This is a genomic window from Dysgonomonas hofstadii (genome assembly GCF_014196915.1).
Taxonomy (GTDB): domain Bacteria; phylum Bacteroidota; class Bacteroidia; order Bacteroidales; family Dysgonomonadaceae; genus Dysgonomonas; species Dysgonomonas hofstadii.
Genome location: NZ_JACIEP010000009.1, coordinates 51,509 through 64,149 on the forward strand (window position 1 = coordinate 51,509; position 12,641 = coordinate 64,149).

At 39.8% G+C, this 12,641-nt stretch carries 8 protein-coding genes; 4 read left to right on the top strand and 4 right to left on the bottom strand.

All coding sequences use genetic code 11. From position 1 onward, the window contains the following. Positions 1-83: 83 nt before the first annotated feature. Genes GGR21_RS13015 through GGR21_RS13025 form a run of 3 tightly spaced genes read left to right on the top strand, consistent with a single transcriptional unit; the run spans position 84 to position 6,328 of the window. On the top strand, positions 84-395 hold the full coding sequence (locus tag GGR21_RS13015) for a hypothetical protein (RefSeq protein ID WP_183307671.1): 312 nt from the start codon (positions 84-86) through the stop codon (positions 393-395). Then, entirely contained in the window at positions 396-1,451 is a 1,056-nt protein-coding gene (locus tag GGR21_RS13020) for a redoxin family protein (RefSeq protein WP_183307672.1), read from the top strand. A gap of 35 nt (positions 1,452-1,486) precedes the next feature. After that, positions 1,487-6,328 (top strand): DNA repair ATPase, encoded by a 4,842-nt coding sequence (locus GGR21_RS13025; protein ID WP_183307673.1) that lies wholly within the window; start codon positions 1,487-1,489, stop codon positions 6,326-6,328. A 224-nt stretch (positions 6,329-6,552) separates the two neighbouring features. On the opposite strand, the gene uxuA is transcribed toward GGR21_RS13025, so the two are convergent. Genes uxuA through GGR21_RS13040 form a run of 3 tightly spaced genes read right to left on the bottom strand, consistent with a single transcriptional unit; the run spans position 6,553 to position 9,684 of the window. Then, positions 6,553-7,725, bottom strand: coding sequence for a mannonate dehydratase (gene uxuA / locus GGR21_RS13030; RefSeq protein ID WP_183307674.1), 1,173 nt, complete (start codon positions 7,723-7,725; stop codon positions 6,553-6,555). Positions 7,726-7,776: 51 nt separating this feature from the next. After that, positions 7,777-8,592, bottom strand: a complete 816-nt coding sequence (locus GGR21_RS13035; RefSeq protein ID WP_183307675.1) for an SDR family oxidoreductase — start codon at positions 8,590-8,592, stop codon at positions 7,777-7,779. Between the two features lie 15 nt (positions 8,593-8,607). Then, complete coding sequence (locus GGR21_RS13040; protein ID WP_183307676.1) at positions 8,608-9,684, bottom strand: LacI family DNA-binding transcriptional regulator; 1,077 nt, start codon at positions 9,682-9,684, stop codon at positions 8,608-8,610. An 830-nt stretch (positions 9,685-10,514) separates the two neighbouring features. Between GGR21_RS13040 and era the strand changes: the two genes are divergently transcribed. Continuing rightward, positions 10,515-11,396 (top strand): GTPase Era, encoded by an 882-nt coding sequence (era, locus tag GGR21_RS13045; RefSeq protein ID WP_183307677.1) that lies wholly within the window; start codon positions 10,515-10,517, stop codon positions 11,394-11,396. 2 nt (positions 11,397-11,398) lie between these two features. Here era and GGR21_RS13050 read toward each other — a convergent pair whose 3' ends face one another. Beyond that, complete coding sequence (locus GGR21_RS13050; RefSeq protein WP_183307678.1) at positions 11,399-12,625, bottom strand: 3-phosphoshikimate 1-carboxyvinyltransferase; 1,227 nt, start codon at positions 12,623-12,625, stop codon at positions 11,399-11,401. Positions 12,626-12,641 lie beyond the last annotated feature (16 nt).

Sequence of the window (12,641 nt, forward strand, 5' to 3'; positions counted from 1 at the left end):
TTGAGTTAAACTAAATAAAAAACACTATTCACCCTTACTCTGTGTTACTCTGTGGTCGGATAACTATTAATCCTGGATCATTTATGAAAAACTGTCCAAATTGCAATAATGAAGTTGAAGATAATTTCGACCTCTGCTGGAACTGTAATTACGATTTTACCGAAAAACGAATCATTGAAATAAATGAGGATAATAACGAAATCGTTAGCAATATTGATTGTACGAGATGCAATGTAAAACTTATATATTCAGGACAATACAAGTTCCATGAAGGAACACGGACGGGAGTGCTCGGCAATATTCTCGAATTGTTCCAGAACAGAGTATATTTTGACATATTCGTATGCCCAGAATGTGGAAAGGCCGAGTTCTATGTACCTATAAAAAATAAGTAAATGAAAAAAATACTATTCATATTATCAGTCATTATTTTTACTACATCCTGCCAGGACAAAACAACTTATACATTAATAGGTAAGGTTGAAGGCGTTGCTAACGGAACAAAAGTTTACCTATATGAAGATCTTTTCAGAAGAACAGTAGTAGACAGTACTACCATTAAAGACAATCAATTTGTATTTGAAGGGAAACTTAAGCAACCGATAATGCGCAACCTTAAAGTAGAGGGTCTCGGCTTACGGCAGGAAGAAGTCGCCGAAGGTGTAGATGCAGATAATATAGTTTGTATTTCCTGTCTTTTTATTTTAGAGCCCGGCAGAACAATAAAACTGACTCTTGATGACAGAGGGCGTATTATTGAAGAGGAAGGATCACCTCTTATGAAAAAACACCGAGACTTTTGGGGTAACATGGGGATTACAGAGATACCAGACTCAGAAAATGTGTTGAATATGATAAAGGAAAACTCAGACAATACAATAGGCGAATTTTATTTTAATGAACTTATAAACTTTGTCAATCCTGATTCGAAAAGCATGAAAGAACTATATCCTTTATTTTCCCACAAGCGCGGGAAAGACAAACGTCTGGATGAAATGCTGAATTATATTAAGGATTTAGACTACATTGCTGCTGTTGGCACAAAATATACAGACTTGAAAGCAAAAACACCGGATGGACAAGATATAGCTCTGTCAGATTATGTAGGAAAAAAGGATGCTGTACTATTACATTTCTTTAAATGGTCAGGATTGGCATCCGATAAAGATTACACTTACCTAAGAAATGCATATGCAAAATATAAAGACAAAGGCTTTGAGATTGTAGGAATATGGCTGAATAACGACAAAATAACATGGAAAAGGATCATTGATATCGAGAACATGACCTGGCCGCAAATGTCAGATGCAGATTTAATAATTCCGTTTATCAAAACCTATGCAGTGTTTGATGAACCTCGTACAATACTGATAGATAAAGACGGGACGATTATAGCCAGAGAAATTCCAAGAACCGAACTAGAAGCGACTCTGGATAAGCTTCTGAAATAAACAGAATAAATATTAAGAGTAAAACAGAACAGACTATGTCAACAGATATAAAACAGGCTGAGACACTGGAAGCCGGAACATACGAGATCATAAGGAAACGCCTTCAGGCACAAAAAGACAGCCTGGCGTCACGACTGAGCTCTCTGAACGAAGCCCGGAAAGAAGTTTTCACTTCCACAGAATTTTCCCTGATCGCCAACCAGCGTATAAACACCGAGAATAACTGTGTATCGAGAGGTATAATGGCTCTGGGCGACCTGTATATATTCGGGTACAATGTACATTTCGGATTACGTACCGACATACAGCTCAGCGATGTTTTCAGTATTTATTCATTCGAAAATAACCAGTTCATACCTCAATCGTTAGAACTTATAAACGATCCAGTATTCGAAACGGATTTCAAAAACCTGTATAAATATTACAGGGATTCTACATTCTCCAAGTTCAGAAGAACGGAGAATTATTTCTATATGGTTTTCCAGACCAGTAAAAACATGGACGACCTGAAAGCTTTCAAATGGCTTATCAAGAATAACAGGCTTATCTATCAGGATGACCGCAGTATTCACGAGGTGGTAAAAGCTCCTCAGTTTGAATTTCAATGGACTAAGACAACCCTCGAAGACCGCCGGCTAGGTCTTTATCCCCATATATCCATCCTCGATAAAGTGTTTATTGAAGCTATTGGCGGTGACATCACCTTTAAAATAGAAAACAATACCGATACCGGCAAAGGTATCTATTCCGAAAAAGTTGAAAATAAAGACCAGCAACTCGACGATGCCGAGTATTACTACGCCGATCTGGGTAATCTCATTCTGGTGAGGATAAAACCGTATCAGGAAGATTTCAGGACTTTTGTATTCAATACCCGCACAAAGGAAGTAGTAAATATAAAAATGCTGAATAATGCCGGAATATTACTCCCTGACAATCATGGAATCATTTTCCCTAATGGCTATTACCTGCAAAACGGTGATTATAAGATATTTGAAAGTGAGTTCACCAATCTTGAATTTTTCCGCAAAGTAGCCTCACCAAATGGCGAAGATTACCTGTATGTCTTCTATCAGAACGAGCGGAACACTTATGTGCTGATGTCGTACAACATTATCCGCCAGCAGGTAGAAACCCCTATTATTTGCAATGGGCACACATTGTTCCACGATGGCACACTGGTATTCTTCCGTACTGAGCAGGAAGCCACCCGCCACCATCAGGTACAGATTTGGCGTACCCCCTACTCTGCCATGCTGATAGAGAATTACGAAAAAAAGGATAATATTTTCTATAAGATAGGTAACAAGGATATTGTAAAGGCAATGGCCGAGTCGCAGGAAGTGATCCTGCTGATCAATAAGGAAGACACCTATGAAGGGTTATATGAAGATATTGTAAAGAAATCGAATGACGTAATCGATGCTTATTTCTGGATTGCCGATGAAAACACATTCAATCTGGCCAAGCCGCTAGCTGAAATAAAAGAAATAGCAAATACAGCCATCGATGAGTTTGAAAAGGTAAAAGCCCAGAAAAAACATGCCGAAGAAGTGCTCGCATCTACCATAAATAAAGTGGATGCGCTGCTATTCTCCATAAAGAATACAAAATACGATTCACTCGAAAAATTGGTAAAGCTACTGGCCGAAACCCGTAGAATGCAGGGTGAGGTCATAGAACTGAATAACCAGAAATACATCGATACCGGAAAAACAGAGGAATTAAAAGGTGTATTATCCGATACGGGAAATAAACTTTCTACCAAAACGGTTGAATTCCTGCTTCGGGACGAGGCTCTTATTCCATACGAAACAAAAGTTATTGAACAAAGAGGCGAAGTAGAAAAGGTCAAGAAAGTAATAGATGCCAATAAGATAGAAGAGAACTGCAAACTGATATCTTCGGAACTCGAATTGCTGATCGATATACTGAACAGCCTGAAAATCGACGACACAACCCAGACAACAAGGATAATTGAGAAAATATCACTGATCTTTGCTTCGTTGAACGAAGTCAGGGCGCTCCTTAAAAAGAAGCTCGATTCACTGAAAAGCAAAGAAGCTACCGGAGAATTCCGTGCTCAACTAACTCTCTTGGAGCAAAGCATTGTCAATTATCTGGAGCTGGCAACCAGCCCCGATAAGAGCGATGAATACTTCACCAAAGTCAGTGTGCAGATAGAGGAACTGGAAAGCAAATTCGCCGATTTTGACGATTTCATTTCCACCATTGCCGACAAGCGTAACGAAGTAGTTAAAGTATTTGACGGCCGCAAAGCCCAGTTGATCGAACAGATAAACCGAAGGACGGCATCACTGGAACAGATCGGCCTGCGCGTACTAAAGAACGTTGAGAATAAAGCGCAGTCTTTCAAATCGAAAGAAGAAATACAGGCCTTCTACTCCACCGATCTGATGGTGGATAAGGTGCGGAAACTGGCAGAAGACCTCAAAAACCTGGGAGATGTGTCAAAAGCTGAAAATCTGGAAAACAGCCTGAAAACTTCCCTTGAGGATGCACTGCGCATACTGAAAGATAAAACCGAATTGTTTGTAGATGGTGAAAACATTATCGCCCTTGGCAACCATAAATTCGCAGTCAACAAGCAATCGCTCGATCTTACTGTTGTACGCCGCGAGGACAGATTGATGTATCACCTGACTGGCACAAACTTTTTCCATGAAATGAGGGACGAAGCTATAAACGGCTACCGGAATATATGGGAGCAGGAGGTTGTTTCAGAGAATAAAGATGTTTACCGTGCCGAATACCTGGCGTATCTGGCATTCAATGAAAAGTTGAACAATAAGGATTTTAATGCAGAGGAATATATAACAAGACGTGTAGAGCAAAACTATTCTGAATCGTATATGAAAGGTGTGCACGACTTCGATGCGCTGACCATCTACAAAAATCTTGTTTCGGTATATGACGAACTGGGAATATTATCTTTCCGCCCTAAAATACGTGTGGCTGCGCAATTATTCTGGCATAGCGTCGATCCGGTTGAAAAGAAACTGCTGCACGGACTGATCATTTCAGCCAATAATGTATTGAAAGCATTTCCTGCATCCAATAATTATCAGTATGTGATAAAGCAAATAGAAGAACTGTTTACTAAATGGAATACACGATTCAACTTCTCGCAGATGAAGTCTCAAAGGATAGCTTTGTACTTATTCAATGAATTTGCAAACAATCCGGCATTTACAGTCAGCGAACAGTCGAAAGAACTTGAAAAGGAATTCCTGGCTTATCTCAAGAAACAAAAGTTATGGGAAAGTTTTAAGGAAGATCTGTCCGATGAATCATTCAGTGATGTAGAACGTTTTTATTTAACACGTAACTGGCTGTTATCCTATATTGATGTCGCCAATGAACATAATAAATACGATAAGTATGTAGGCGAAACTTCATGTATACTCCTGTTAAGCGACTTCCAGCACGAAATGAGAAAGAGCCGCGACCGCATTACTATCGAAGATCTGAGGGGCAGCCACCCGGTGATTGTGAATAATATCTATTCTGTCGATTATCATGAATTCATGCTCAAGCTTACTCATTTTGCCAATATAGATGTACCTACATTCAACGAATTTGCGCAATCGAAAGAACGCCTGATCTCGTCCTATCGCAAATCATTGAAAATAAACGAGCTAAAGCCTCGTGTATTAACTTCGTTTGTAAGAAATAAACTTATCAATGAAACCTATCTCCCTCTGATCGGTTCCAACCTCGCTAAACAACTAGGCGTTGCCGGAGAAAACAAACGTACGGCACGTATGGGTATGCTGCTGCTTATCTCTCCTCCGGGATATGGAAAGACTACCCTGATGGAATATCTGGCAAATATCATGGGACTGAATTTTGTAAAGATCAATGGCCCTACAATCGGGCATTCCATTACTTCTATCGATCCGTCAGAAGCCAAAACGTCGGGCGCAAGGGAAGAACTTAAAAAGATCAACCTTGCATTCGAAATGGCCGACAATGTGATGTTATACATTGACGATATACAACATTGTAGTTCTGAATTTTTGCAGAAATTTATATCTCTGGCCGACGGACAGCGTAAGATGGACGGCATATTCGAAGGGGAAAGCAAGACTTACGACCTGCGGGGAAAACGTTTCTGCGTAATTATGGCAGGGAACCCATATACTGAAAGTGGAGATAAATTCCAGATACCGGATATGTTGGCCAATCGTGCCGATGTATATAATCTGGGAGATGTGATAGGAGGATCAGATAGCTTGTTCAAGTTGAGCTTACTGGAAAATGCGATCGTGGAAAACCCATATTTGCAGAAAATAGCAAGTAAGAGCTTTACCGATTTCTATAATCTGGTAGATTATATAGAAACCAAGAGCGAAATGATGCCTGATTTGGAAGGGAACCATACACAACAGGACGTAGACGGTTTTATTGCCGTAGTGAAAAATGCTGTCGCTGTAAGAAATGTGGTGCTGAAAGTGAATCAGAACTACATAGCAAGTGCGGCTATGCAGGATTCATACAGGACCGAGCCTTCGTTTAAATTGCAGGGATCGTACCGTGATATGAATAAGCTGGTGAGCCAGATTGTGCCACTGATGAATAAGAAAGAGATCAACGAACTGATAATGACCCATTACGAAAGCGAATCGCAAACGTTGACTTCCGATAGTGAAGCAAACCTTCTTAAATTGAAAGAGATCGCAGGACTATTGAATGATACCGACCGTGAACGCTGGGAACATATCAAAGGGGTATTCAATAAGAATAATAAGCTCTCGGGGATCGACCAGAATAATCAGGCGGGAATGGTTATTGCCCAGCTTGCCGAGTTTAATGATAATCTGGAGGGCATAAAGAAAGCGATAACCAAAAAATAATCGCTTATTTAAAATATTCTCGTAAAGGCGCTAAGACGCAAAGAATAAAGAAAGGAATAATTCCACTTTTTCCTTTACTCAGAAATTATCTTTGCGTCTTAGCGCCTTTGCGAGAGCTTTTTACTGATTAGCATTAACTATACTGTATATAAAAAGGGTGGATTTTATAAAATATCCACCCTTCTCACTTCTAATTCTATATAACCTATAAAAACAATGTACTTCTATTTATACAGGGAAAGAGCTATCCCTTTTTCCAGTCCGCGAAGTTCAGCCAAGCCTCTCAAACGACCAATACCGGAATAACCCGGATTGGTTTTCTTATTCAGGTCGTCGAGCATCTGATGCCCGTGATCGGGGCGGAAAGGAATAGAGATGTTGCGCTTTTGCTGGATTTCCAAAAAGCCTTTCATTACATTGTACATATCAACATCTCCTTCCAGATGATTTGCTTCGTAGAAGTTACCTTCCACATCGCGTTGTGTGGAACGAAGGTGTACAAAATTCACCCTGTCGCCCAGACGCTTTATCATATTCGGCAGGTCGTTATCGGCTCTTACCCCGAATGAACCTGTACAGAAACAAAGCCCATTCGATTCGTTAGGCACGGCTTCCACCAGTTTATTGAAATCGGCCTCAGTACTCAGAATACGAGGTAATCCAAGGATAGCATACGGAGGATCGTCCGGATGGATTGCCAACTTCACCCCTACCTCATCGGCAACAGGAGCTATTTCACGTACAAATTCGATCAGGTTTTTTCTCAATGTCTCTTCATCGATACCTTTGTAGCGGTCAAGCTGCGCCTGAAATTCTTCAAGCGTAAAGCTTTCTTCTGCTCCCGGAAGTCCTGCGATCATATTACGAACGAGCAAGTCTTTGTCTTCCTGTGTCATTTCCCTGTATCGGGCTATAGCCTTGGCAATATCCTCCTGTGAATAAGTCGCTTCTGCCCCCGGACGCTTCAGTATGAAAAGTTCGAAAGCCATAAAAGCCGCACGTTCGAAACGAAGAGCTTTTGAACCGTCAGGCATAGTATAAGCCAGATCAGTACGTGTCCAGTCGAGCACCGGCATAAAATTGTAAGTAACGATCATTACCCCGCATTTCGCCAGATTACGGATACTTTCCTTATAATTTTCTATATATTTCTTATAATCGCCTTCCTGAGTCTTAATATGCTCGTGCACGGGAATACTTTCCACAACAGACCATGTAAGTCCCATTTTTTCGATCATGTCCACCCGCTTCTGTATTTCCTCTACAGTCCATACTTCACCATTCTTGATATGATGAAGAGCTGTAACAATGCCGGTCGCTCCGGCCTGCTTTATATCGGCCAAAGATACCGGATCATTCGGTCCGTACCAGCGCCATGTTTGTTCACTTAATATCATGATATAAATTATGAGTTATAAATTATGAGTTATAAATTATGAATGAAAAACTTAGATCGAGAAAGCATCGAAGCCGCCATCGATAACCAGAACTGTACCCGACACGAATTTAGATGCATCGGCAATCAGATAATGAAGTGACCCTAACAGTTCGTCAGCTTCACCAAAACGTCCGTATGGAGTATGTGCCAGAATAGTTTTGGAACGATCAGTATATGATCCGTCAGGATTAAGAAGCAGGTCTTTGTTCTGAGCCGTAATAAAGAAGCCGGGAGCCAAAGCATTCACACGAAAATTCTCTCCGAATTTAAGAGCCAATTCACCAGCCATATATTTTGTAAAGTTGGCAACAGCAGCTTTTGCCGCACCATAACCTGCCACACGGGTAAGCGGGCGCAATGCCGATTCGGAAGCGATATTGATAATGTTTCCGGCACCGTTATCTACCATCGATTTTGCAAAAACCATAGTGGGGATTACTGTTCCAAAGAGATTAAGATCCACAACTTTTTTGAAGGCATCAATTTCAAGGTCGAAGATATTCTTATCCGGTGGAATTGTCGCGCCAGCCATATTTCCTCCGGCGGCATTCACCAATACATCTATCTTACCATATGCCTTCACTATATCTTCCCTGTTCTTCTCCAGAGTTTCTTTATTAAGCACATCGGTAACAAGAAACATAGCTTCGCCACCTTCCGACTTGATCTTATCGACCAACTCTTTTCCTTTGTCTTCTACCCTGTCGAGTATAACTACTTTACAACCCTGTCCGGCAAGATATTGAGCCATATCAGAGCCCAGTATTCCACATCCTCCGGTAATAAGTACTACCTTATCTTTTACACAGAATAAATTGTTGTTCATAAATCAGATTGTCTTTTAGAGTTTATAATTGTTATAGAATTTTATGTTTTCCTTGATCAATATATCGATAGGCATATAATTTACCTTATCGGGAGCTTGTTTGAACAGCAAATAGTTGCCTAAAGCTTTTATTGCATCATAGCCCTGCACTTCGGGACGCTGCGACAAGATAAATGATATTTTATCTTTCTCCAGGGCATCTATATTTCTCTCAATGGCGTCGTGCCCGATAAGACGTATACGGGAACTCAAATCCTTGTCCATCTTATCCAGAAGGCTGATCAGTTCATATATGCGGGAGTTCAGCACAACACCCCCGATAAGACCGTTACTATTGCTTACAATCTCATTTAACTGGGCAAGACTTTGTGTATGATCGTCAGGATTGACTTCGACCTGATATATTTTTCCTTTGAAATCCTGTTTGTTCAGATAATCCATAAACCCAAGCTCACGGGTCTTCATCTGAACCGATATTTCATTGTATTTGAATCGTATATGAGCAAAGAATATATTAGCATCCAATCCGACTTCCCTCAATAACAATTTAGCCGAAATAATGCCGCTGGCAAACGAATCTCCTCCGAAATATGAAAGGTCGTTTTGATCTTTTATGCCGGAATCTATATAGATGTATGGTATTTCCTTTTCATCCAGTTCTTTCGATAGTTTAATAACCTGCTCTCCAAATTGAGTAGCGATCAGAACACCATCAAATTCTTTTTCTTTAAATGCCTTTACAGCCTTATCGAAAGATCTGCGGTCATACTGATTATACTGAAAATATTCGGTATTGACATTAAATTTTTTAAGTTCGGAAGTAGCCCTGTCTATACCATCACAAACCAACTGCCAATACCCTCCGGGCGAAAATGTAGGTGCGAGCACGGCAAAACGGTATACTTTTTTGGAAGCAAGGACACGAGCCACCATATTTGGCTCATAATTGATCTCTTTCAGTACTTTTTCCACCTTAGCCCTTTTCTCCGGTGATACTTTACCTCTGTTATGTAAAACACGGTCGACAGTGCCTGGCGATACTTCCGCAAGTTTCGCTATATCTATTATGCGTATATTTTCATTCTCTTTCATATAAAACAAATTCTTTACCTTCGCGCTAGTGTGTGCGCACACACAAATTCATATTACAAATGTATAACTATTAATTAAATACACAACATGTGTGCGCACACAAAATAACAGATCATACAATTAAAAAATTATACATCAACCAGTTACCAAAATACATATTTTAGAAAAATGTTATTAAACATATTCACGAAAATCACTTTCACTACAGGTATGTTTTTTGTGATCTGCTTAATATAAACAAATAATCTTCCTTAAAAATAACTATAATAAAATACAAAATCAATAATTGGAACTTGCATTTTTCTCCGGAAACTTTATCTATAATTTAATAATTCCAACTACTGATTTGCATTAATAATCAGAGGATAATTGGTAGAGGATAGAAAGCGATCTTTGAAATGGATAAAGTTGACAAGTAAACAAGTTTTTCGTTTTTTGGGACTTAACTATATTTCTCTCCGTTGACCGTTGGTTGTAATCCGATGGGATGAGAAGTTATAAGTATTTTTTGTTAACTGCTAACTGTTGACTGGAAAGTGTCAGGTTTTGATTGAAAAAGCTGCAAAAGTGTAACTTTTGTAACTTTTTTGTTAACTGAATCAAGTGTAAGGAATGTCAGGTTTTAACAAATTGGTCATGCTTAAAGGAAGAGAATTAAAGTTATTGGTAGATGATGCCTCGTTCTTCAGTATAATAAAAACTACTATTTGCTAACTACCAACACCGGTTCATATAGATATAAATATTATTACCGGCAACATGAACTAAAAAAACCTTTCTTTACAGAATCTTTTGTACTTTTGTCAATCAATACAGAAAAAATATTTTTAATGCATAAATCAGGGTTTGTTAATATTGTAGGTAATCCCAACGTAGGGAAGTCAACTTTAATGAATCTCCTTGTTGGAGAGAAAGTTTCTATCATAACATCGAAGGCTCAGACCACACGTCATCGTATATTGGGCATTGTAAATACAGAAGAATACCAGATCGTGTATTCCGACACTCCCGGTGTGCTGCGTCCCAATTATAAATTGCAGGAGTCGATGCTGGGCTTTTCCGAATCGGCGCTAAGCGATGCCGATGTGCTTCTTTATGTGACCGATGTGATAGAGAAGACTTCCAAAAACGAAGAATTTTTGCAGAAAGTGCAAAAGGTGGATGCCCCTGTATTACTATTGATAAACAAAATAGACCAGACAAACCAAAAGGAACTGGAAGAACTTGTTGCCCAGTGGAAAGAGTTATTGCCAAAAGCCGAAATATATCCTATATCGGCATTGAACAAGTTCAATATAGATATTATTAAAAGACGGATTCAGGATTTAATTCCTGAGTCGCCGCCGTATTTCGAAAAAGATGCATTGACCGATCGCCCGGCCCGTTTCTTTGTGACAGAAATTATACGGGAAAAAATCCTGCTTTATTATCAGAAAGAGGTGCCTTATGCTGTTGAGGTAATTGTTGAAGAGTTTAAGGAAGAAAAAGATATAATCAACATACGAGCACTGATTGTCGTGGAGAGGGATACACAAAAAGGAATAATCATAGGCCACAAAGGAGCAGCCCTGAAAAAGGTTGCGACTGCTGCCCGCAAAGACATTGAACGTTTCTTCGATAAAAAGATATTCCTGGAAATATTCGTCAAAGTAGAAAAAGACTGGCGAAGCAGGGATAACCTGCTCCGCCAGTTCGGATATCGTTTAGACTGATTTTATTCAGTTACATCAAAACCTACTTTCTTAAGATCGTTCCAGAATGCCGGATATGATTTAGTCACAACATTCGGATGGGCTATAATTATATTGCCTAGCATTATTGCGGCAGGAGCAAATGCCATAGCCATACGGTGATCTTCATATGTCTTTATCACAGGATCATTTTCCGTGGTTTCGCATCGTTCGCCATCCCATTCCAATATGCTGTTTTCACTGTCTTTTATCAGGTAGCCCAATTTTTTCATTTCGGTTTTCAGAGCCTCTATGCGGTCAGTTTCCTTAATTTTCAGACTCTGCAGCCCGGTGAACATAAAATGAACATCCATCAGACAACAAGCTACGACAAAGGTTTGAGCCAAGTCAGGTTCGTTCACAAAATTGTGGAACATCTTTTTGGTCTTACTATTTTTCTTTGTCAGTACAACTCCCTCATTTGTAAACTCTGTGACCACACCAAGGTCAAGAAACAGTTCAGACACTTTAGAATCACCCTGCATACTATTCCTGAAGAGGCCTTTCAGTTCAACTCTCGCCTCTTCTGCAAGCGCAACCATTTCGTACCAATATGATGCTGCCGACCAATCCGATTCTACCAGGTAATTAGTTGTCGGCCTGTATTCTTCAGGATGAATTTTTATAATATTTCCGTCCCAGTGTGTTTTCACACCATACTGAGCCATCATACCTAAAGTGAGCTTAATGTAAGGAACCGATATAACGTTACCTTCCAAATGAATAGTCAACCCTTTGCTCATGGTAGGAGCTATCATCAGTAAAGCCGATATAAACTGAGAACTGACGTCTCCCGATAGATAGATGTCCCCCCCATTGAGGGCCGTACCCTTTATCTTGAGTGGAGGATAACCTATCTTACCCAGATATTCGATCCGCGCACCAAGGGAAATCAAAGCGTCTACCAGTATATAGATAGGTCGTTCTTTCATCCGCTCGGTACCTGTAATTATCCATTCTCCCGGTGTAATAGCCAAGAATGCCGTAAGGAAACGCATCGATGTTCCCGCGGCTTTTACGTCTATAAGATTGCTCCCCGATTTGAAAGCATCGACCATAACATTCGTATCATCGCAATCGGAAAGATTATCTATACCGAACGGCGCCATACTTAAAGCATTAAGTATAAGGGCTCTGTTACTGATACTCTTCGAGGCAGGTAATAGTATAGACGAATTTATATTTTCAGGCGCTGTTATTTTATATTGCATAAACTTAAAATGAAGA

Bases quoted from the DNA above. Each gene is read 5' to 3' on its own strand.
- GGR21_RS13015 (WP_183307671.1), top strand. From the start codon at position 84: ATGAAAAACTGTCCAAATTGCAATAATGAAGTTGAAGATAATTTCGAC.
- GGR21_RS13020 (WP_183307672.1), top strand. From the start codon at position 396: ATGAAAAAAATACTATTCATATTATCAGTCATTATTTTTACTACATCC.
- GGR21_RS13025 (WP_183307673.1), top strand. From the start codon at position 1,487: ATGTCAACAGATATAAAACAGGCTGAGACACTGGAAGCCGGAACATAC.
- uxuA (WP_183307674.1), bottom strand. From the start codon at position 7,725: ATGATATTAAGTGAACAAACATGGCGCTGGTACGGACCGAATGATCCG.
- GGR21_RS13035 (WP_183307675.1), bottom strand. From the start codon at position 8,592: ATGAACAACAATTTATTCTGTGTAAAAGATAAGGTAGTACTTATTACC.
- GGR21_RS13040 (WP_183307676.1), bottom strand. From the start codon at position 9,684: ATGAAAGAGAATGAAAATATACGCATAATAGATATAGCGAAACTTGCG.
- era (WP_183307677.1), top strand. From the start codon at position 10,515: ATGCATAAATCAGGGTTTGTTAATATTGTAGGTAATCCCAACGTAGGG.
- GGR21_RS13050 (WP_183307678.1), bottom strand. From the start codon at position 12,625: ATGCAATATAAAATAACAGCGCCTGAAAATATAAATTCGTCTATACTA.